We start from the raw sequence: 21,049 nt of genomic DNA, 5'->3' as shown, positions 1-21,049 counted from the left end.
ACAAATTGAGGACGGGGGGCGCGCCTCGGGCGCGAAACCGCAGGACTACGAGGAACGGGCTTTTACGGCGGCGTCGTAGAGCCCCCGCTTGTTCACCCCGGTCTCCCCAGCGACCGTGGCCACTGCGTCCTTGAGCCGCTCACCCTCGTCCACCATTTGTTCTACTCGAGCGACCAGGGCGGCCACGTCATCCTTGGCTGACGGGTCCGCCAGGTCGACCGGCGTGCGCTCGGGCGCCCCGCCCACAACGATCGAGATCTCGCCCAACACCTCGGTTTCCGTGGCCCAGTCGGTCAGCTGGGCCAGGGAACCGCGCTTGACCTCTTCGTACGTCTTGGTCAGCTCACGGCAGACCGCGGCCGGCCGATCGGCGCCGAGGGCGTCGCGCAGGGCGGTAAGGGTGTCGGCCGTGCGCCGGGGCGACTCGAAGAAGATCAGGGTGCGGGGTTCCTCGGCGAGCGCACGAAAAGCACTGGCACGCTTGCCGTTGGTGCGGGGCGGGAAACCCTCGAAGCAGAACCGGTCGGAGGGCAGGCCGGACAGCGCCAGAGCGGTCAGTGCCGCGGAGGGGCCGGGCAGCGCGGTCACCGGCAGACCGGCCTCGACCACGGCCCGCACCGCCTTGAGCCCCGGGTCGGAGACCCCGGGCATGCCCGCGTCGGTGACCACCAGCACCGTGCCACCACCGGCCACCACCTCCAGCAGGGTGCCGGAGCGGGCCTCTTCGTTGTGCTCGTAGTTGCTGATCACCTTGCCCTGCGGAGTGATCCCCAGGGCCGCGGCCAGCCGCCGGAAGCGGCGGGTGTCCTCGGCCGCGATCAGGTCGGCGGTCTCGATCAGCCGGGCGAGCCGCACCGAGGCGTCTTCCGGGTCGCCGATCGGGGTGGCGGCCAGGACCAGCCGGCCGGTCACCGGATCTCCCAGATCTCGACGCCGCCCTCGCTGACCGGGGCCTGCTCGAGCAGGTCGGAGACGGTCCGGCGGAGCGCGTCGGATGCCTGGTCCGGCCCGAGCACGATCTTGTCGGCCCCCCAGGCCTGCAGATCGGCCTGGGCCTGGGCCCGGTCGGCCGGGGTGACCACCCTGGCCACACCGGTGTACTGCACCTCGGAGAGCAGCCGTGCGGTGGCCGGATCGGCGGCTCCCCCGACGTAGGCCTGGCCGTCCTCGGCGGGGCCGAGGAAGTAGCCGCCCGGCATCCGGAACGGGTAGCCGGCCTCGGACTGCCAGCGCATCGCGGTGGGCAGGGTCGGCACCGGGTAGGGCAGCACGACCACGACCGTATCGTTCGGCAGATCCTGCGCCTGGCTGGTGAACCACTGCGGGGTCTCGGGCGCGTCGACGACCGGGATCGCGGCCGGCAGCAGCGGCGCGAGGCAGGCCACCGAGACAGCGACCGCCCCGACCGCCCTGGCGGTGACGTTGGTGCGACCGCTCGGCCGGCTGGCGGGGTGCAGCAGACGATGACGGGAACCGCTGCGCAGCCCCTGGACGGCCAGGGCCAGCAGCACCCCGGAGAACAAAGCCACCAGCAGGCCGAGCCGGGTGGCCAGCGAGGCCTCGGTGACCGGCAGTTCCTGCAGCAGGTGGTAGGGACCGCGGTGCTCGGTCCAGACCCCGTCGATCCAGAGCCGCCCGCCGAGCGAGAGCGCCGCCGACACCAGCAGACCCACCGCCGCGCAGCGCACCGCCAGCATGCGCCAGCCCAGCACGATCGTGATCAGGCAGGTGATGATCAGCGGCCAGCCCAGGTAGGCCAGGTGCTCCTCGATCCCGCCCGGGAAGTTGCGGGCGTTCTCCAGGTCGGCCGCGCGGTGCAGCAGCACCCCCGGGGTCGGGGTGAAGAACGCGGTCACGTCGGCGCCGAAGTAGTCCTTGGTGAACGGGCTGCCGTGGTGCGCGTGCGGCCCGAAGAACTGCAGGTAGAGCGGGTAGGCGGCGAGCGGCAGGAACACCGTGAAGGCGACCAGCAGGGTGCGGGCCAGGCGGGCGGCGCCAGCCTTGATCTGACGCGGCCGGAAGACCGCGGCGGTGAGCAGGATCAGCAGGGCGCCGAGACCGGCCTGGAACAGCACTTCCTCACCGAGGAACACCTGCAGCAGGGCGACCAGGCCGAGCCAGAACCCGACCCGGATCGGGCCGTGCGCGTCCCAGCGGCTGCTGCGGCGGTGGTCGGTGCGCCACGCCTCCACGCTGAGCGCGATCAGGATCGGCAGGCCGGGGGCCAGGGCCATGGTGATGTGCCCGGTCAGCGAGTTGACGATGGCCGGGGAGACGGCGAAGGCGGCGGCGCCGACCGCGGCCGCGCCGGAGGAGACGCCCGGCACCTTGCGCAGCGCCCAATAGCCGGCCGCGAAGCAGGCGGGCACCGCCAGCAGGTTCAGGATGTTCAGCGTGAGGACCGAGTTGACCAGCACCGTCACCGGGGCGAGGAGCACCGCCGGCAGGAGCAGCGTGGTGTTGTTCATCGCGCCCACGCCGGTCGGGTAGTTCAGGTCCTGGGTCTCGAACGGGCTGCGCACCTCGCCCAGCGAGTGCGGGGTGTGCCCGAGCCACCAGGAGTAGTGGATGGCGTCCGGCACGTTGCCGGCGACGAACCGGCCGGCCGGATCGGCCCAGAGGCCGGCCGTGGCGGCCAGGCCGAAACCCAGGGCGGCCAGGGCGACCAGCACGAGCACCGGCCCGGACGGGTCCTCCCGTCGGGGTCTGGGCAGCCAGACCCGCTGATCGACCGGTGTGGCCTGCGGCGACGCACTCACCCGCGCCTGTCCTCCTGTTTCGGCGTTCCTGCTGTCCAGCTCCGCGTCGACCCCCTGGCGAGCGCCCGGCGGAGGTCAGTCTGACAGGTGAGGGCATCCGGCCCCACCCCCGCACCCTTTACGATGACGCGGGTGATTAGCCCTGCCGTGGCCACCCGCGCCGCGGTGCGCGCGGTCCGCCCGCCCTCGCCCACCCAGCGCAGTCCCCGTCTGACGCTGCGCGGTTGGCTCGCCGTGCTGGCCGTCACCGCCTTCGGCGGGTTCATCCGGTTCTGGCACCTCGGCACCCCCGGCACCCTGGTCTTCGACGAGACGTACTACGTCAAGCAGGGCTGGTCGATGATCGAGGCCGGTTACGAGCTGGCCTGGAAGGGCAAGGGCGAGGAGGTCGACCCGCTGTGGAACCGCGGTGACACCGACGTCTTCCTGAGCACCCCCGACTTCGTGGTGCACCCGCCGGTGGGCAAGTGGATGATCGGCCTGGGCGAGTGGATCTTCGGGCCGACCAGCGCGTTCGGCTGGCGTTTCGCCTCGGCCGTGGTCGGCACCCTGTCGATCCTGATGATCATCCTGATCGCCCGGCGGCTGTTCGGTTCCACCCTGCTCGGGCTCACCGCCGGCCTGCTGCTGGCGATCGACGGCCAGCACTTCGTGCACAGCCGCACCGGCCTGCTCGACGTGTTCGTGATGTTCTGGGCCCTGGCCGCGTTCGGCTGTGTGGTGGCCGACCGGGACATGGGACGCCGGCGGCTGGCACTGCGGGCCGCCACTGAATTCGGCGAGTTCGGCGAGGGCCGCGAACAACGCGCGGCCGACTCGTGGTCGTGGTGGATGGGCGTGCGCTGGTGGCGGATCGCCGCCGCGGTCTGCCTGGGGCTGTGCGCCGGGACCAAGTGGTCGGGCCTGTACTTCGCCCTGGTCTTCGGCATCATGATCATCCTGTGGGACGCCGGGGCCCGGCGGGCCGCGGGGCTGCGGCACTGGTTCGCCGGCTCGGTGATCTGGGGCGCGCTCTCCGGGACGCTCATGCTGGCGGTGGCGTTCGCCACCTACCTGCTCTCCTGGACCGGCTGGTTCCTCTCCAGCGACGCCTACGACCGCCGGTGGGCCCAGGACCATCCGGGCGAGGGCATCACCTGGCTGCCCGGGGCCCTGCGCAGCCTGGCGCACTACCACCAGCAGATGTGGGACTTCAACATCAACCTGGCGGCCACCCACCCCTACGAGGCCAACCCCTGGTCGTGGATCGTGGTGGGCCGGCCCACCGCCTTCTACTACGAGGACCCCAAGCGCGGGGAGCTGGGCTGCGCGGTCGACGTCTGCTCGCAGGCGATCACCGCCCTGGGCAACCCGGTGATCTGGTGGGGCGCCACCCTGGGCATCGTGGTGCTGCTGTTCTGCTGGGTGCTGCGCCGCGACTGGCGGGCCGGGGCCGTGCTGGCCGGGCTGGCCGCCGGCTACCTGCCCTGGTTCCAGTACCAGCACCGCACGATCTTCAACTTCTACACGATCGCCTTCACCCCCTGGGTCGTGCTCACCGTGGTCTACGTGCTCGGGCTGATCCTGGGGCGCCGCAGCGACTCGGCCCGCCGCCGGCGCAACGGGGCCTGGATCGCCGGGACGCTGGTGCTGCTGGCCGTGCTCTGCTTCTGGTTCTTCCTGCCCCTCTACACCGCCCAGGTGATCCCCCAGCCCAGCTGGAGCGACCGGATGTGGCTGCCCAGCTGGATCTGAGGCCCGCACGGGTGGCAACCACCCCTCGTCCTCAAGCGCGGTTCTCCTCAGGACGACCGTCCTGGCACAACCAGAGGACGGAGGGCCGCAGTGACGGTGGACGAGGAGCTGGCCGAACTCAGGAGCCAGGTGGAGGCGTTCGCCCGGGGACAGGCCAGGGCCGAGTACGGTCTGGACGGCACGGTTCTGGCCGTGAACGAGGCCTACGCCACGCTGATGGGCTACTCGGTCGGCGAGCTGATCGGCCGTAGCCACACCGATCTCGTGCCGCCCGACGTCGCCGAGTCGGAGGCCTACACCAGCCTCTGGGCCGACCTACGGGCCGGCGACTCCTCGTCCGGTGAGTTCCGCCGGGTCTGGCAGGGCCGGCGCGACCTGTGGATCCGCTCCACCTGGACCCCGGTGCGCAACGTGGCCGGCAAGGTGATCAAGGTGATCGAGTACGCCCTCGACATCACCGACGCCAAGCGTGCGGCCGCCGACGCTCAGGGCAAGATCGCCGCGATCGACCGGTCCCAGGCGGTGATCGAGTTCGACCTGGGCGGCATCATCCTCGAGGCCAACGAGAACTTCCTGCAGACCGTGGGTTACAGCCGCGGCGAGGTGGTCGGCCAGCACCACCGGATGTTCGTCCCCCCGGACGAGGCCCGCTCGGCCGCCTACCGGCAGTTCTGGCAGCGTCTGGGGGCCGGCGAGTTCGTGGCCGGGGAGTTCCACCGGGTGGGCAAGGGCGGACGCGACATCTGGCTCCAGGCCGTCTACAACCCGATCCTGGACATCGACGGCCACCCCTGGAAGGTGGTCAAGTACGCCACCGACGTCACCGAGGCCAAGCGCCGCAACGCCGACTTCGAGGGCAAGGTGGCCGCGATCGACCGTTCTCAGGCGGTGATCGAGTTCGACCTCAACGGTGTGATCCAGACGGCCAACGAGAACTTCCTGACCACCATGGGCTACGACCGGGAAGAGGTGATCGGTAAGCACCACCGGATGTTCGTGCCCCCGCTCGAGGCCGCTTCGGAGGAGTACCAGACGTTCTGGCGACGCCTTCGCGAGGGCGAGTTCATCTCGGGCGAGTTCCATCGCGTCGCCCGGGGCGGGCGCGACGTCTGGCTCCAGGCGATCTACAACCCGGTCCTGGACCTGGACGGAAAGCCCTGGAAGGTGGTCAAGTTCGCGGTCGACGTGACCGCCGAGAAGACCCGCAACGCCGACTTCGAGGGCAAGATCAACGCCATCCTGCGCTCGCAGGCGGTGATCGAGTTCGATCTCGAGGGCAACGTGCTGGACGCCAACGACGCCTTCCTCGACCTGCTGGGCTACCGCCTGGAAGAGGTCCGGGGCCGGCACCACCGGCTGTTCGTGCGCCCGGAAGAGGCCGCGAGCACCGAGTACCAGCTGTTCTGGAGCAAACTGGCACGCGGCGAGTTCGACTCCGGCGAGTACCTGCGGGTGGGCAAGGACGGGCGCGAGGTCTGGATCCGGGCCACCTACAACCCGATCCTGAACGCCGAGGGCCGGCCGTTCAAGGTGGTCAAGTACGCCACCGACGTGACCGCCGACAAGCTGCGCAACGCCGAGTACGCCGGCCGGGTGCAGGCTCTGGACCGCGCCCAGGCGGTGATCGAGTTCGACCTCGAGGGCCGGATTCTCGATGCCAACGACAACTTCCTGAAGACCGTGGGCTACACCCTGCGCGAGATCGTCGGCCAGCACCACAGCATCTTCTGCACCCCCGACTACGTGACCTCCGAGGAGTACCGGGACTTCTGGCTGCGCCTGCAGCGCGGCGAGTTCCGCTCCGGGCAGTTCCACCGGGTCGGCAAGTACGGCCGGGACGTGTGGATCCAGGCCAGCTACAACCCGATCCTCGACCTGTCCGGCCGGCCGGTGAAGGTGATCAAGTACGCCTCCGACATCACCCAGCAGGTGCAGCTGGAACAGCGGCTGAAGGCCAAGACCGAGGCGATGAGCGCCGCGGTGCAGCGGCTGACCGAGTCGATCGACGCGATCTCGATGAGCACCGCCGACGCCAACCGCTGGTCCACCTCCACCCAGGACGACGCCGAGACCGGGTCGGCCGCGCTGCGCGAGTCCGCCGAGGCGATCTCCCTGATCCAGCGCAGCTCCGCCCAGATCGCCGAGATCGTCCAGGTGATGAGCGACATCGCCGACCAGACCAACCTGCTCGCCTTCAACGCCTCGATCGAGGCGGCCCGGGCCGGCGAGCACGGCCTGGGCTTCTCGGTGGTGGCCGGTGAGGTGCGCAAGCTGGCCGAGCGCTCGGCCGACGCCGCCCGGGAGATCTCCAAGCTGGTGAAGGAGTCGACCCAGCGGGTGGACCAGGGCGCCGAGGTCTCCCGCAAGGCCGGGGACGCGTTCGAGGACATCGTCTCCAGCGTCGGGCAGACCAGCGGCTCGATCGAGCTCATCGTGATGGCCACGAAGACCCAGGTGGAGGCCTCGGCCGAGGTCACCGCGCTGATCGCCGAACTGCTCGGGCCGGCCGACAGCAGCAGCCGATGACGCACGGGCTGTTCGCGATCGGACAGGCCTGTGTCGCCCTGCCGCTGACCGCCGTCCGGGAGGTCACGCCCTGCCCGGCCGAACTGGCGGCGCTGCCCACCAGTGCACCGGGACTGCTCGGCGCGGTGAACCTCCGGGGCCAGGTGATCCCGGTGCTGGACCTGCTGGCGCTGGACCGGCCCGGCGAGAGCCCGGGGGGCCACCACGTCATCGTGGTGATCCTCCACGGCGGACGGCTTCTCGGGCTGGCGGTGGACGGCGTACACGGGGTGACCACGCCGGAGGGGCTTCGGGAGGTGGGGGGACCCGGGCAGCGGCTCCCGGTCTCGCACACCTTCACGTCCACCGACGGCGAGATCGTCAGCGTCCTCGACGTGGAGATCCTCTTCACCCTGCCCGGGATCCCGGTGGTGCAGGACGACCGGGCCGGGGGTGAGGGGGCCTTCGGCGACCAGGTCGAGCACCGGCTGGAGGCGGCCGACCTGTCCGGCTCGATCCTGCTGGTGCGCTGCGCGGAACACCTCCTGGCGGTGAACATCGAGGCGGTGCACACCATCGTGCCGCGGGTGCAGGTGCGCAACTCCCCGCTGCGGCAGGGATCGTGCCGCGGAGTGACCGACTACGACGGCGCCGAGGTCCCGGTGTTCGACCCGCTGATGCTGGCCGGGCTCGGTGAGCTCTCGGCCCACGACACCGAGGGGGTGGCCATCCGCTTCCACGAGGGCGTAGTGGTGATGCTGCTGTCAGAGGTGCTGGAGCTGATCCCGGCAAGCGCGGCCCAGCGCTTCCCCCTGCCCGCCGTACCGGTGGCGGGCCGCCAGTACCTGGACGGGGTGGTGCGCATCCCGGGCCGGGGCGACTTCCTGTCCTTGGCCGTGCCGGAGATTCTCGGGCACCCGGACCTGAACGCGCTCTCCCGGCTCAACACCCCGCACGCCAACGACAACGGGGAAGCGGTGCCGGCCCAGCGTTCCGGCGAGGACCCGCAGGAGAGTGCGGGCGAGGCCCGGGCCGGTGGCACCTACCTCACCTTCTCGGTGTACCCCGGCAGCAAGGACCTGGCGGTACCGCTCGACCAGGTGGTCGAGATCCTGCCGTTCCCCGAGCGGTTCAGCGTGCTCCAGGCCGGCGACGACACCGTCCTGGGCCTGTTCACCCACCGGGACAACGTGGTGCCCCTGATCCGGCTGGCCGCCCTTCTCGGCCTGGGTCACTCGCCCGAGCACAGCCAGTACCTGCTGCTGGTGAGCACCCGGCCGGGTCTGGTCGGCCTGGCCGTGCACGCCCTGCGGGCGATCGAGCGCTCGGTGTGGGAGGACCCGGCGGCCTCGAGCCGGCCTGCCGGCAGTTCACTGGCGGAGGCCCTGGACCGGAGGTGGATGATCCGCCTGGCCGCCATCGGCACCTCGGACGAGCCCCGGATGCTCTCCCGGATCGACCTCGCCGCGATCGGGGCGGCGCTCGTCCCGCCGGCGGCCCTCGCTGCTGCGAGCCTCTGACCGGCCCGAGAGCCGAAACCGCTCGCGGACTGGCTGATCGATCACACTCTGCCCACTGGTGGCCGCCATCCCCGGGGAGCAGGATGCTCAGAGCCCGTTCCGAGCGACGCCAGGAGGTCCCGAGTGCGGATCGGTATGCCGCTGTCCTACAGCGAGAGCTTCGTCGAGGTGGTGGACCAGCTGCCGGACTACCGCCGGGCCGGCCTGTCCATCGTCTACGTGGCCGAGGCGTACAGCTTCGACGCGGTGAGCCAGCTCGGCTTCATCGCGGCCAAGGTGCCCGACCTGGAGATCGCCTCCAACATCCTGCCGATCTACACCCGCACCCCGGCCCTGCTGGCGATGACCGCGGCCGGGCTGGACCACGTCTCCGGCGGCCGGTTCACCCTCGGGCTGGGCGCCAGCGGACCGCAGGTGATCGAGGGTTTCCACGGCGTGCCCTACGACGCCCCGATCGGCCGGACCCGGGAGATCATCGGGATCTGCCGGCAGATCTGGCGGCGCGAGCGCCTGGAGCACACCGGCAAGCACTACACGATGCCCCTGGAAGGGGGTACCGGCCTGGGCAAGCCGCTGAAGCTGATCAATCATCCGGTGCGCGAGCGCATCCCGATCCTGATCGCCGCCATGGGCCCGAAGAACGTGGAGCTGGCGGCCGAGCTGGCCGAGGGCTGGGCGCCGTTCTTCTTCCGGCCCGAAGGGGCTTCCGAGGTCTGGGGAGACGCGCTGGCGGCCGGGCGTTCCCGGCGCGACGAGCAGCTGGGCGAGCTGGACGTGGTGGTCCCGGTCCCGGTGGCGATCGGCGAGGACGTGGGGCCGCTGATCGACTTCATGCGCCCGCAGTTCGCGCTGTACCTGGGCGGGATGGGCGCCAAGGGCAAGAACTTCTACCACGACCTGGCCTCCCGCTACGGGTTCGAGGCCGAGGCCGACCGCATCCAGGAGCTGTACCTGGCCGGGCGCAAGGAGGAGGCGGCCGCGGCGGTGCCCGGCGAGCTTTTGCGCTCGATCGGCCTGGTCGGCCCGAAGGGCTGGGTGGCGGAACGGGTCTCGGCGCTGCACGAGGCCGGGGTGACCACCCTCTCGATCCAGCCGCTGGCCCGCACCCACGAGGAGCGGGTGGCCACGATCGAGACGCTGGCCGGGCTGCTTCCCTAGGCCGTCCGGGTCAGGCCCTAGGACGCGGAGAGCCACAGGCTGGGCTGGGCGACCAGGCGGTCGATGACGGTGAACGCCGCTCCCGTCATCGCCGCGTAGTCGCCCGCCCGCGCGCGGCTCACCCGGACCGGCACCCAGTCGCTGAACACCACCAGCTCGGCCAGGGTGGTCTCGACCGGGCCGGCGATCACGTCGAACAACGAGGCGAAGGTGCCGCCCAGCACCACCTCGTCCACGTCCGAGATGTGCGCGACCGCCGACAGCGCGATGCCCAGCGCCCGGCCGGCCTCCTGCACCGCGGTCACCGCCCTCGCCTGTCCGGAGTCCACGGCCGCAAGCAGTTCTTCCAAGGGCGCCCCGAGCAGGCCCGCCGCCTTCAGCAACGCATGCTGCCCGGCCACGTCCTCGAGCCGGATCAGGTCCGAGGTGCCCTTGGAACCGACCACCACGTGCCCGATCTCGCCCGCCCAGCCGTGCCGCCCGGCCGCGAGCTCGCCGCCCAGCACCCGGGCGCCGCCGATCCCGATCTCGCCGGAGACGTAGAAGAAACTGGGCCGGCCGTTCTCGCTCAGCCGGGCCCGGACCTCGGCCCGGGCCGCCAGGTCGGCCTCGTTGGCCACCGCGAAACCGGCCACCCCGCCGAGCAGTTCGGCCGGGAGCAGCTGCGGGGCATCGAGATCCCGCCAGCCCAGGTTGGGTGCGGTGCGCAGGACCGAGGAGGAGTCGAGCAGGCCCGGCAGCGCCAGGGTGGCGCCCGCGATCCGCACCCCCTTGGCCAGCACCGAGGCCCGCACCTCCCGGGCCACCTCTTCCAGCTGCGCGGCCACCGCCGCCGGGTCGGAACCGCGCAGGTCTCCCTGCACCACCCGCTGGGCGATCACCTCGCCGGTCAGGTCGAGGGCGCGCACGCCGAGATAGTCGACGTTCACCTCCAGACCGAGCGCCGCCACCGCTCCCCGCACCGGCACCAGGGGTACAGCGGGACGCCCGCGAGAAAGCACCACCGGTGCGAGTTCCCGTACCAGGCCGGTCTCCACCAGCCGGTCGACGATGTTGGTCACCGCGGCCCGGGAGAGCCCGGTGAGCGTGGAGATCTGGGCCCGGGAGACCGGCTCGGCCGCCTCCAGCACCACCGACAGCGCCAGTGACAGATTGTGTTCACGCATCCAGTCCTGCCTGAGTGGCGCAACCGGAGGTGACATGCCTTGACCCTACCGTCACAGCTGGATAAATTCACGGCGTCAACAAAAGACGTTCGAACTGACTGGAGTGATTCGCGATGACGCGTACCCCGACCCCCGCCGACCGCTTCTCCTTCGGGCTCTGGACGGTCGGATGGCCGGGCCAGGACCAGTTCGGCAGCGCCAGCCGGGCCGACCTGGACCCGGTCGAGTCGGTGCACAAGCTGGCCGAGCTGGGCGCCGCGCACGTCACCTTCCACGACGACGACGTGGTGCCGTTCGGCAGCAGCGCGGCCGACCGCGACAAGATCCTCGAGCGGTTCAAGGGCGCCCTGACCGAGACCGGCGTCACCGTCGAGATGGTCACCACCAACACGTTCAGCCACCCGATCTTCAAGGACGGCGCGTTCACCTCGAACGACCGCCGGGTGCGCCGTTACGGCCTGCGCAAGGTGATCCGCAACGTCGACCTGGCCGCCGAGCTGGGCGCCGACACCTTCGTGATGTGGGGCGGACGCGAGGGCGCCGAGTACGACAGCGCCAAGGACCTGAACGCCGCCCACGACCGGTACGCCGAGGGCATCGACACGGTCGCCGCCTACATCAAGGAGAAGGGCTACGGGCTGCGGATCGCGATCGAGCCCAAGCCGAACGAGCCGCGCGGCGACATCCTGCTGCCGACCGTCGGTCACGCGCTCGGCCTGATCGCCAAGCTCCAGCACGGTGACATCGTCGGGCTCAACCCCGAGGTCGGCCACGAGCAGATGGCCGGGCTGAACTACACCACCGGCATCGCCCAGGCGCTGTGGGCGGGCAAGCTCTTCCACATCGACCTGAACGGCCAGAAGAGCATCAAGTACGACCAGGACCTGGTGTTCGGCCACGGCGACCTGTTCTCCGCGTTCGCCACCGTGGACCTGATCGAGAACGGCTTCCCCGGCGGCGGCCCGACCTACGACGGCCCGCGGCACTTCGACTACAAGCCCTCGCGCACCGAGGACAAGCAGGGCGTATGGGACTCGGCCGCGGCCAACATGTCCAGCTACCTGCTGCTGGCCGAGCGGGCCAAGGCCTTCCGGGCCGACCCCGAGGTGCAGGAGGCGCTGGAGTACTCCGGCGTGCTGGAGCTCTCGCAGCCGACCCTGGCCGAGGGCGAGACCCTGGCCGACCTGCTGGCCGACAAGTCCGCCTACGAGGACCTGGACGTGGACGCCGTGGCCGAGCGCGGCTTCGGGTTCGTCCGGCTGAACCAGCTGGCCATGGAGCACGCCGTGGGCGCCCGCTCCTGAACCCTCACCGCTAGTCGTCGGTCCGGTCGGGCGGCGTGCCCTCGAAGGTCTTAAGGAACTCGTCGCCCCGCCGGCTGATCCGCCGACTGCTCCAGGAGTCGCGCAGGTACAGGACGAGCAGGCCGCAGCCGGTGAGAACCATGAATGCGATCAGCAGAGCCATCCGACACCTCGCTCGCGTCGAGAAGAACCGGGGCATGATCTGCCTCGACTTCGAGTGAACAGCCTCGGGTGAACCGCGTCCAAGGCTAATCACGAACGAACCGCGCGATGGGGCCCGATTGCGGCGAACGGGTTGACCTACAACCCGTTCTCTGTAGCCAAGTGGCACCAAACCGGAACGGACGCCCCCGCGCGAGCGGGGGCGTCCTTTCGTTCGGTCTGCTCCTATTCGGTGGCCGGGGGCTGGGTCGCCGAATCCGAGGACGCTGTCCCCGACTCGGTGCCTTCGCTCCAGGAGGGTTGGGTGGTGACGCTCGAGCGGGCCGCGTCGGTCGGGATGTCTCCCGACTCGGGAGCCTGGGTCTCGGACGACTCCCCCTCGGCGGAGTCGCCGGAACCCTCACTCACCTCGATGTCCGCCTGCTCACCGGTGGGCGCCGCGGCGTAGAGCGCCTTGTAGGCCTCGGAACCGATCGGGTTCTGGTTCGGCTCGAAGATGGCCCCCGCGTAGTAGCTGGCGTCCTCGTTGAAGTACGCCTCGTAGGCCAGGTTCGGGCCGAGACTCTTGAAGAACTCGACCATCTTGTTGATGTAGAACGAGTTGTCGCCACCGTTCTGCCCGGCGTGCGCGGTGCCCGGGTACAGGCCCCACTCCGGCACGGCCAGCTTCTTGCCGTGCTCGGCGGCGAAGTCGGCCCAGAACTTCAGCCCGAAGTCGCCGTTGTAGTGCGTCTGCCAGCCCTCTTCGGTGTTGCCGGCGGGCCAGCTGTCGTAGGAGTCGATCCCCACGATGTCGACGTACTCGTCACCCGGGTAGGCCTGGGTGGCGTCGGCCAGACCGGCGCTGACACCGCGGTTCACCGTCCAGTCGAACTTCATGTCCGGGGCCACGGCCCGCACCGTGGTGACGATCTGCCGCCAGCACCCGACGTACTCCTGCGGGTTCTGGGCGCTCCACTTGTACCAGTTGCCGTTGAACTCCCAGCCCAGCCGGATGATCGCGTCACCCAGGCCGTTGTTCTTGAAGTTCTGGCCGAACTGTGTCCACTTGTCGTTGTACTGACCCGCCGCGCAGCCGGCCATGGTGGCGCTGTCGTCGGCCTCGGGCACCGGCGCCACACCGATCGCCTTCATGTACGGGGTGCCCCGCCAGGAGTCGAAGATCCACGTCGGGTTGATCAGGTCTTCCCAGCTCTGCCGGGCGGTCCAGTCGACCACCACGTCGACCGGCGCACCCCGCCAGGCCCCGAACGCCTCGGCGTTGGCGGCACTGCTGCCGGGCATGTACAGACCGCTGCCGCCCCAGGGCAGACCGGACCGGTTGGTGGTGGAGCACGGCGTCATCACGTCGTCCGGCGCCGCCGTGTTGGCGACCTCGACGCCGGGGGCGCTGGGCTGCGCCTCCGATCCCAGAGGGGCTGCCACCAGCGACGTCTCGGCCGACTCGGTGCTCTCACCGGCCGTGGCGCTCGACGTGGGTGCGGCGGTGGGCGTGGCCCCGGTCGGCGCGGGGGCCGACTCACTGGCCGACGCCGTGGCTGACGCACTGGCCGACTCGCCGGCCGACTCGCCGGCACTGGAGCTCGCCGAGGAACTGGCCGAGGCGCCTGCGGTCGGCTGGATGCCGTTGCACACGCCACTGATGCCGGCTCCGCCGCCGGTGGCCGGAGGAAGGGTGCTCTCGCCCGTGCCCGGAGTACCGGTGCTCTGGGTGGGCTCGGCCGTGACCGACGCCGTACCGGTCGCTGACGCGGAGGCCGAACCGGACGTGGCCGAGACGGTCGGCGTGTACGTCTCGGTCTGCGTCTGGGTCTCGGTCTGCGTCGCAGTCTGGGTGGCCGCCTCCGTGACCGTCTCGGTACGGGTCTCGGTGGCCGTCTCGGTATGGGTACCGGCCTCGGTGCCGACCACCGGCGGGATGCTGGGACGGGCCTTCTCCCGCTCGATCTCCTGCTCGACCACCTCGGTCTGCCAGCGCCCGGGGAAGTTACCGGTGCTGTTGCGGTGGTCGCGCCGCCACTTCTTGCTCTTCGGCTTCTCCGAGTAGTCGGAGATGTAGGCGGCGCCGTCGGTGCTCGCCCAGGAGACGGCCGATCCGACCTTCTCGTCCCCGTCGGGCCCCTGGCCGGCGACGGCCGGAACCGTCCCGATCGCCGCGGCGATCAGGACCAGTGCGGTTGCCCCCACAACCCGCTTCTTGGTCATCCCCTTCTTGGTCAGCACGCCTTGCCACTCCCCTGTCTATGGCCTTGTGTTGCCGTCCACGCCCAGTTGGCGCAGGTAACAGGGTGCAGTCAATCAATTGTCTGAATCTTAATGAGAGGTCAAGTTCGAACAGTTTCACCACTCAGTGTCAGTGTTTGGTGACGGCTAGCCAGATACGCCTGTTCCGGGCGGGCCTGCCGGGCACGAAGTAGTCCCCCGTGCTAGACCTGCCCCATGCCCGGCGAACCACCCGGCGGCGAGGCCGCGATCACCTTCCCCCTCGAACCGGGCGACAGTTCCGGCGGCAACGAGTCCACGCTCACCGTGATCGTCGCCTTCGTCGCGAACCTGCTGATCGCGGTGGCCAAGTCGGTCGCGGCGGTGATCACCGGCTCGGCCTCGCTGGTGGCCGAGGCCGCCCACTCCTGGGCGGACACCGGCAACGAGATCTTCCTGCTGATCGCCAACCGCCGGGCCGCGCGGCCGGCCGATCCGGCGCACCCGCACGGCTACGGGCGCGAGGCCTACGTCTGGTCGATGTTCGCCGCGCTCGGGCTGTTCGTGGCCGGCGCCGCCGTCTCGGTCACCCACGGCGTGCAGGAGCTGTTCTCCGAGCAGGAGGCCGGCGACTTCGTCGTGGGCTACGTGGTGCTCGGCGTGGCCTTCCTGCTCGAGGGCACCTCGTTCCTGCAGTCGCTGCGTCAGGCCCGGCCGGAGGCCGCCTCGATGCAGCGCGACGTGTTCGAGCACATCGTGCAGACCTCGGACCCGACGTTGCGGGCGGTCTTCTTCGAGGACTCGGCCGCCCTGATCGGCATCGTGATCGCCGCCGCCGGGCTCGGCCTGCACCAGGTCACCGGTTCGCCGGTGCCCGACGCGATCGGGTCGATCCTGGTCGGCCTGGTGCTCGGCGTGGTGGCGGTCGTGCTGATCCAGCGCAACCGCAGCTTCCTGGTCGGCCAGGAGGCCGACCCCCGGGTGCGCTCGGAGGTGATCCGGGCCCTGCTCGATCTGCCCGAGGTCAGCCGGGTCACCTACCTGCGGATCGAGATCGTCGGCCCGCGCACGGTCACCGTGGTCGGTGACGTGGACCTGGCCGGCGACGACGTGGAGTCGGACCTGGCGGTCCGGCTGCGGGCCCTGGAAGCCCGGATCAGCGCCTCCCCCGCGGTGGCCGGCACGGTGCTCAGCCTCTCCTCACCGGACGAGAAGTCCCTGACCCCCTGACCGCCACCTGCGCACCCGAGTGGCGCAAGGACGTCCATAGGCTTACTACTGGGTCTTCCGGGCACAACCGAACGTAATTCCAGATTTCTGGAGGTGCGGTCCATGGCCACTACGTCACCAGCCGGCGGAACCGGGGGGATGCGCTCGGGGCTGTTCGCCCGGCGCTCCCTGGAGAGTCTGGTCGCCCAGCCCGACGAGGAGGGCGGCGAGAAGCTGAAACGGGCCGTCGGCCCGGTGCAGCTCACCGCGCTGGGCATCGGCGGCACCATCGGGACCGGCATCTTCGTGGTCATCGGCGAGGGCGCCGAACTGGCCGGGCCGGCCGTCGTGCTCTCGTTCGTGCTGGCCGCGGTGGCCTGCATGTTCTCCGCGCTCTCGTACGCCGAACTGTCGTCCAGCATCCCGATCTCGGGCAGTGCCTACACCTACACCTACGCCTCGCTCGGCGAACTGGTGGCCTGGATCATCGGCTGGGACCTGGTGCTGGAGTACGGGGTCTCGGTGGCCGGTATCGCGGTCGGCTGGGGCGGCAACTGGAACGAGTTCCTGGACAGCACGTTCGGCTGGGAGATGCCCACCGCGATCGCCACCTCGCCGGAGAACGGCGGGGTGGTGAACCTTCCCGCCGTGGTCATCGTGCTGGCCATCACCGCGGTGCTGGTGCTCGGGGTGCGCGAGAGTGCCCGCGCCAACCTGGTCATGGTCGCCATCAAGCTGGTGGTCCTGGTCTTCTTCATCATCGTGGCGTTCGCCAACTTCAGCAGCGGCAACCTCACCCCGTTCGCCCCGGAGGGCCGCGACGGCGTGGTCAGCGCGGCCGCGGTGATCTTCTTCGCCTTCATCGGGTTCGACGCGATCTCCACCGGCAGCGAGGAGGCGCGGAACCCCAAGCGGGACCTGCCGATCGCCCTGCTCGCCTCGCTGGCCATCTGCACCGTGTTCTACGTGCTGGTCGCGCTCGGCGCGGTCGGCCTGGCCAGCAGCGACCAGCTGGCCGGCAGCGAGGCCCCGCTGGCCGCGGCGCTGGACGACGGCGCGGGCATCAGCTGGGCCGCCTCGGTGCTCTCGTTCGGGGCGCTGATCGCGATCACCAGCGTCTGCCTGGTGATCCTGTTCGGCCAGACCCGCATCCTGTACTCGATGTGCCGGGACGGCCTGCTGCCCCGGGGCATGGCCCGGGTGAGCCCGCGGTTCGGCACCCCGGCCCGGCTCACCGTGGTGCTCGGGGTGCTGATCGCGATCCTGGCCGCGCTGGTCCCGCTCAGCGAGATCGTGAAGCTGGTGAACGTCGGCACCCTGTTCGCCTTCGTCCTGGTCAACGCGGGCGTGATCATCCTGAAGTACCGGCAGCCGGACTTCCCGCGGGCCTACCGGGTGCCCTGGAATCCGGTGCTGCCGCTGATCGGCATCGGCTTCTCGGTCTACCTGATGAGCACCCTGGAGTGGGAGACCTGGATCCGGTTCCTGGGCTGGATGGCGCTCGGGCTGATCATCTACTTCGCCTACGGCTACCGGCACTCACGGCTGCGCAGCCACCCCGAAGAGGTGGCCTGACCGCAAGTCTCAGCCCTTGACCGCTCCGGCCGTGGCGCCCTCGGCCAGCGTGCGCTCGGCGATGCCGTAGAGCGCCACGATCGGCACGGTCAGCAGCACCGAACCGGCCATCAGCACGGTCTTGGGCACCTCGACCCCGCTGGTGAGCTGGGACAGGCCGAGCGAGACGGTCCAGTTGTCCCGGTCGCCGGTGAGGAAGAGCAGGGCGAACAGGAACTCGTTCCAGGCGATCATGAAGATGTACAGGCCGGTGGACATGATCGCGGGGACCGACAACGGCAGGGTGATCCGCCAGAGCATGCTCCAGCGCCCGCAGCCGTCGATCGCGGCCGCCTCCTCGATGCTCACCGGCACCGAGCGGAAGTGCCCACGCAGCATGTGCACCGAGACCGGCACGGTCAGCGCGATGTAGACGAACACCAGCCCGGCCAGCGAGGAGGTCAGTCCCAGGCGGGCGAACGCGATGTAGAGCGGCCCGGCCAGGACCACGGCCGGGAACAGGTACACGGCCAGGAAGGCCACCCCCAGCCAGTTCCGGCCGGAAAACGGGATCCGGGCCAGCGCGTAGGCCCCGAGCACCGAGAACAGCAGGGTGAACAGCACCGTGGCCAGCGCCACGAGCAGGGAGTTCAGCATCAGCGAGGGAAAGCCCTGGCCGCCGTCGGAGACCGGGCGCAGCACCTCGCGGTAGGCGTCCAGGTCGATCTGCTCGGGCCAGAGCCGGCCCGGGTCCTGCAGCAGCGCGCTGATCGGGGTGACGCTGAGCAGCAGCATGTAGAAGAACGGGAACGCGGTCACCAGGACCAGGACGGCGATCACCACCCAGCGCAGTACCCCGAAGACCCGGCTGCTCATTCCTCCCGCCCTTCCACGCGCCGCGAATACGTCACGTACAGCACCAGGAACACCGACAGCACCGCGGCCAGGGCCAGCGCCTCGGCCGCCGCCGCACCGATGTCGAAGCGGGTGTTCAGCGTCTCGATCACCCGCACCGCGGCCACCTGGGTGCCGGCCGTGCCCCCGGTGAGCAGGTAGACGTCGTCGAACTTGTTGAAGGTCATCACCACCCGCAGCACCGCCAGCAGCGCGATCACCCCGGACAGTTGCGGCAGCACGACGTGCCGGAAGGTCTGCCAGATCGACGCGCCGTCCACCGTCGCCGCCTCTTCGAGTTCCCGCGGGACGGTGAGCAGGCGCGCGGTGATGAAGAGGAAGGCGAACGGGAAGTACCGCCAGATCTCGAAGGCGATCACCGTGATCAGCGCGTAGGGGCGGGTGCCGAGGAAGCTGATCGGCTCGTCCCACCCGAGATAGGTGGTGCCCCAGTGGTTCACGATGCCGGACTGGCCGTCCAGCATGACCTTCCAGACGAAGGTCACGGCCACCACCGGGGCCACGTAGGGCAGCAGCATCAGGGCGCGCAGCAACCCCCGGCCCGGGAACGGGCGCCGGAACGCCAGCGCAGCCACCAGGCCGACCACGATCGAGCCCACGGTGGCGGCGACCGAGTAGACCGTGGTGATCCACAGCGAGCGCCAGAACCGCTCGGAACCGAAGACGCCGGTGATGTTCTCCAGGGTGAACCGGCCGAACAGGCCGGTGCGGCGCATCGTCACCAGCGAGAGGTCCTGGAAGGCGAGCACCACGTTCCAGAGCACCGGCAGGACCACCACCAGGGTGACCACGACCACGGTGGGGACGACCAGGGTCCAGCCCTCGCGATTGCGCCGGGCCGAGAGCGAGCGGACGGCCATCAGCTGAGGTCCTCCTGTACCTGCTCGACCGCATCCTGCGCGGTCGGCCCGAGATCGGCTCCCCCGGCCGCACTCTCCGCGACCGCCTGGGACAGCGGCAGTTGACTCGCCACCGCGCCGAGCAGTTCGCCCTGGTCCTGGGTGATCGCCCAGCGTTCGATCGTCCCGGCCACCCCGCTGATCTGCTCGAGGGTGGTGGCGTCGTAGACCTCGACCAGAGGACGCCGGCGGTCGACTCCGGCGGGTAGGCGGGCCCATTCGTCGGTGAAGCGTTGCGGATCGTCCGGGTCGCCGTTGCGGACCGGGAACTTGCCCTCGGGGGCCAGGCCCAGCCAGTCGGGGTAGGCGTCGGACATCATGTACTCGATCAGCTGCTCGGCCGGCCCGGTCTTGGCCCCGGCCACGGCGATCCACGAGGTGATCTCGCCGAAGGTGCCGGCCTCGCCGCCCTGCGGTCCGGTGACCGAGGTGACCACCCCGCTGTTGCGGGAGAGGAACTCCGGGTCGGCCGCACACTCGGGACAGGTGGGCAGCGCGTCGTCGCGCAGGCCGGCCAGCTCGTCGAGCAGGAAGGTGGACCACAGCACCATCGCCGACTGCCCGGCGAAGTACGACTCGCGGGTGGTGTCGACGGTCTGGATGCCCTTGGGCGAGTACTGCCGGGCCAGCTCGGTGTAGAGCCCGAAGGTGGTGGCGCACTCCGGAGAGTCCAGCCGCACCTGTCCCTCGGCGTCGACGAGCTGACAGCCGTTGCCCAGGGCCAGCGCCTCCAGGGTCTGGGAGGTGAACACGTCGGCCGGGTCGGTGGCCAGAGTGATGCCGAAGCGCCCGTCGCCGGTCAGCTCCGCGGCCGCCCGGCGCAGGGTGTCGTAGCTCGTCGGGGCGGACAGCCCGGCCTGCTCGAAGAGGTCCTTGCGGTAGACCAGGACCTGCGCCCAGGCGTCGGAGGGCACGGCCAGCTGCCGGTCGCCGTTGCGGGTCAGTTCCAGCGCCGAGGGGGCGAAGGTCGGTTCGCCGAGACGGTCCACCACCCGCCCGGCCGCGTCGGCGTCCAGCACCTCCTGCGCGTCGAGCTGCCGGACCAGCGCCAGCGGGAGGCCGCCGATCGCGTCCGGCAGCGTTCCGGCGGCGGCGCTCTGCACGACCAGCTGCGGCAGCTGCCCCTCGTCGATCCCCTGCAGATCGACCTGGATGCCGGTGCGCGCGGTGAAGTCGCGCATCATCTCCTGCTGCCGGGTAAACCGGTCGGAGAGGTTCTCCAGCGTCCAGACCTTGATCCGGCGCAGGTCACCGGCCGACGGGTCCTGCGCGCAGGCGGCCAGGGCGGCGCACAGCAGCGCCATCACCACGGCCACCGCGACTCTGCGGTCAGGCATCTTCACGTCCGCCGATCCGGAGGTTTGGGACGGTTCGAGCCCCTTGGCTGGAGATGGGCAGTAGAGCATCCCGCGTCACCGCAGATCAATGGCTGGGCGCACCGCCCGTGGAAAACTTGCCGCGCGCCCGGTGTCGAGAACGGCCCAGCGGCTCCGACCACGGGGTGAGAACGGTCATCGGGCCGTTCCGAGCGAAGGAGACCGACATGGCCAAGTACCTGCTGCTCAAGCACTACGGCGTCAGCCCCGAGGGGGAGAGCGGCTACGCCCCGTTGTTCGAGTGGACCCAGGCCGAGATCGAGACGCACATGGCGTTCCAGCACCAGATGATCGAAGAGCTGCGCGAGAGCGGTGAGTTCGTCGCCGTGGCGGCGCTCGGGTCTCAGTCGGCCTGTGTGCGCTCCGGCGGTGAGGACAAGCCGCCGGTGGTCACCGACGGCCCCTACGCCGAGTCGAAGGAGCTGGTGGCCGGCTGGTTCATGATCGACGTGGACTCGGCCGAGCGGGCCTACGAGATCGCCGCGCGGGTCTCCTCGGCGCCCGGGCGCGGGGGCGAGCCGGTGAACGAACTGATCGAGGTACGGCCGCTGATGGGCACCGGGCCGGCGGAGGCGGACGTCTGAGC

16 protein-coding genes are annotated in these 21,049 nt (G+C 70.4%); 8 read left to right on the top strand and 8 right to left on the bottom strand.

The annotated features are described in order from the left end of the window. Positions 1-45 precede the first annotated feature (45 nt). Together rsmI and QSK18_RS08065 are read right to left on the bottom strand one after the other, a co-directional pair. Positions 46-912, bottom strand: a complete 867-nt coding sequence (rsmI, locus tag QSK18_RS08070; RefSeq protein WP_232809414.1) for a 16S rRNA (cytidine(1402)-2'-O)-methyltransferase — start codon at positions 910-912, stop codon at positions 46-48. Then, the gene (locus QSK18_RS08065; protein ID WP_232809415.1) at positions 909-2,759 is read right to left on the bottom strand and encodes a hypothetical protein; all 1,851 of its coding nucleotides are present in this window, start codon (positions 2,757-2,759) and stop codon (positions 909-911) included. Before QSK18_RS08065 ends, rsmI begins: the two co-directional genes overlap by 4 nt. A gap of 123 nt (positions 2,760-2,882) precedes the next feature. Here QSK18_RS08065 and QSK18_RS08060 point away from each other — a divergent pair, with 123 nt between their 5' ends. From QSK18_RS08060 to QSK18_RS08045, 4 genes are all read left to right on the top strand, one after another. Continuing rightward, positions 2,883-4,493: a dolichyl-phosphate-mannose--protein mannosyltransferase gene (locus QSK18_RS08060; protein ID WP_269809604.1), complete on the top strand. Its 1,611-nt coding sequence runs from the start codon at positions 2,883-2,885 to the stop codon at positions 4,491-4,493. Positions 4,494-4,583: 90 nt separating this feature from the next. After that, on the top strand, positions 4,584-7,019 hold the full coding sequence (locus tag QSK18_RS08055; RefSeq protein WP_232809417.1) for a methyl-accepting chemotaxis protein: 2,436 nt from the start codon (positions 4,584-4,586) through the stop codon (positions 7,017-7,019). Further along, positions 7,016-8,518, top strand: coding sequence for a chemotaxis protein CheW (locus tag QSK18_RS08050; RefSeq protein WP_232809418.1), 1,503 nt, complete (start codon positions 7,016-7,018; stop codon positions 8,516-8,518). Before QSK18_RS08055 ends, QSK18_RS08050 begins: the two co-directional genes overlap by 4 nt. Positions 8,519-8,641: 123 nt before the next feature. Next, positions 8,642-9,676 carry an LLM class F420-dependent oxidoreductase gene (locus QSK18_RS08045; protein WP_232809419.1) on the top strand — a complete coding sequence of 345 codons (1,035 nt, stop codon included), beginning with the start codon at positions 8,642-8,644 and terminating at the stop codon, positions 9,674-9,676. A gap of 17 nt (positions 9,677-9,693) precedes the next feature. Here the strand turns inward: QSK18_RS08045 and QSK18_RS08040 are convergent, their stop codons facing one another. Continuing rightward, positions 9,694-10,842 (bottom strand): ROK family transcriptional regulator, encoded by a 1,149-nt coding sequence (locus QSK18_RS08040; protein WP_285617584.1) that lies wholly within the window; start codon positions 10,840-10,842, stop codon positions 9,694-9,696. Between the two features lie 113 nt (positions 10,843-10,955). On the opposite strand from QSK18_RS08040, the gene xylA reads away from it, so the two are divergent. Then, complete coding sequence (xylA, locus tag QSK18_RS08035) at positions 10,956-12,146, top strand: xylose isomerase (protein WP_232809421.1); 1,191 nt, start codon at positions 10,956-10,958, stop codon at positions 12,144-12,146. Positions 12,147-12,156: 10 nt separating this feature from the next. Here the strand turns inward: xylA and QSK18_RS08030 are convergent, their stop codons facing one another. Then, positions 12,157-12,309 carry a hypothetical protein gene (locus tag QSK18_RS08030; RefSeq protein ID WP_232809422.1) on the bottom strand — a complete coding sequence of 51 codons (153 nt, stop codon included), beginning with the start codon at positions 12,307-12,309 and terminating at the stop codon, positions 12,157-12,159. A gap of 224 nt (positions 12,310-12,533) precedes the next feature. Next, entirely contained in the window at positions 12,534-14,531 is a 1,998-nt protein-coding gene (locus QSK18_RS08025; RefSeq protein WP_232809423.1) for a glycoside hydrolase family 26 protein, read from the bottom strand. Positions 14,532-14,747: 216 nt separating this feature from the next. On the opposite strand from QSK18_RS08025, the gene QSK18_RS08020 reads away from it, so the two are divergent. Then, positions 14,748-15,740: a cation diffusion facilitator family transporter gene (locus QSK18_RS08020; RefSeq protein ID WP_285617545.1), complete on the top strand. Its 993-nt coding sequence runs from the start codon at positions 14,748-14,750 to the stop codon at positions 15,738-15,740. Between the two features lie 102 nt (positions 15,741-15,842). Continuing rightward, entirely contained in the window at positions 15,843-17,294 is a 1,452-nt protein-coding gene (locus QSK18_RS08015) for an amino acid permease (protein WP_285617543.1), read from the top strand. Between the two features lie 9 nt (positions 17,295-17,303). On the opposite strand, the gene QSK18_RS08010 is transcribed toward QSK18_RS08015, so the two are convergent. The 3 genes from QSK18_RS08010 to QSK18_RS08000 are packed head-to-tail and all read right to left on the bottom strand — an operon-like array spanning position 17,304 to position 20,424. Next, positions 17,304-18,149, bottom strand: coding sequence for a carbohydrate ABC transporter permease (locus QSK18_RS08010; protein ID WP_232809426.1), 846 nt, complete (start codon positions 18,147-18,149; stop codon positions 17,304-17,306). Beyond that, entirely contained in the window at positions 18,146-19,048 is a 903-nt protein-coding gene (locus QSK18_RS08005; RefSeq protein ID WP_232809427.1) for a carbohydrate ABC transporter permease, read from the bottom strand. Before QSK18_RS08005 ends, QSK18_RS08010 begins: the two co-directional genes overlap by 4 nt. Next, positions 19,048-20,424, bottom strand: coding sequence for an ABC transporter substrate-binding protein (locus QSK18_RS08000; RefSeq protein WP_285617542.1), 1,377 nt, complete (start codon positions 20,422-20,424; stop codon positions 19,048-19,050). The genes QSK18_RS08005 and QSK18_RS08000 overlap by 1 nt, the downstream gene beginning before the upstream one ends. 206 nt (positions 20,425-20,630) lie before the next feature. Between QSK18_RS08000 and QSK18_RS07995 the strand changes: the two genes are divergently transcribed. Further along, a complete protein-coding gene (locus QSK18_RS07995; protein WP_232809429.1) occupies positions 20,631-21,047 on the top strand; it encodes a YciI family protein in 417 nt (138 codons plus the stop codon). Positions 21,048-21,049 lie beyond the last annotated feature (2 nt).

The organism is Kineosporia sp. NBRC 101677 (genome assembly GCF_030269265.1).
Taxonomy (GTDB): domain Bacteria; phylum Actinomycetota; class Actinomycetes; order Actinomycetales; family Kineosporiaceae; genus Kineosporia; species Kineosporia rhizophila.
Note: the sequence above shows the minus strand (reverse complement) of the source record. Positions and strands in the feature narration are given on the sequence as shown.

Excerpts from the sequence above, each read along its gene's own strand:
- QSK18_RS08010 (WP_232809426.1), bottom strand. The coding sequence starts at position 18,149 with ATGAGCAGCCGGGTCTTCGGGGTACTGCGCTGGGTGGTGATCGCCGTC.
- QSK18_RS08015 (WP_285617543.1), top strand. The coding sequence starts at position 15,843 with ATGGCCACTACGTCACCAGCCGGCGGAACCGGGGGGATGCGCTCGGGG.
- QSK18_RS07995 (WP_232809429.1), top strand. The coding sequence starts at position 20,631 with ATGGCCAAGTACCTGCTGCTCAAGCACTACGGCGTCAGCCCCGAGGGG.
- QSK18_RS08000 (WP_285617542.1), bottom strand. The coding sequence starts at position 20,424 with ATGCCTGACCGCAGAGTCGCGGTGGCCGTGGTGATGGCGCTGCTGTGC.
- xylA (WP_232809421.1), top strand. The coding sequence starts at position 10,956 with ATGACGCGTACCCCGACCCCCGCCGACCGCTTCTCCTTCGGGCTCTGG.
- QSK18_RS08030 (WP_232809422.1), bottom strand. The coding sequence starts at position 12,309 with ATGGCTCTGCTGATCGCATTCATGGTTCTCACCGGCTGCGGCCTGCTC.
- QSK18_RS08060 (WP_269809604.1), top strand. The coding sequence starts at position 2,883 with ATGACGCGGGTGATTAGCCCTGCCGTGGCCACCCGCGCCGCGGTGCGC.
- QSK18_RS08050 (WP_232809418.1), top strand. The coding sequence starts at position 7,016 with ATGACGCACGGGCTGTTCGCGATCGGACAGGCCTGTGTCGCCCTGCCG.
- QSK18_RS08040 (WP_285617584.1), bottom strand. The coding sequence starts at position 10,842 with ATGCGTGAACACAATCTGTCACTGGCGCTGTCGGTGGTGCTGGAGGCG.
- QSK18_RS08005 (WP_232809427.1), bottom strand. The coding sequence starts at position 19,048 with ATGGCCGTCCGCTCGCTCTCGGCCCGGCGCAATCGCGAGGGCTGGACC.
- QSK18_RS08020 (WP_285617545.1), top strand. The coding sequence starts at position 14,748 with ATGCCCGGCGAACCACCCGGCGGCGAGGCCGCGATCACCTTCCCCCTC.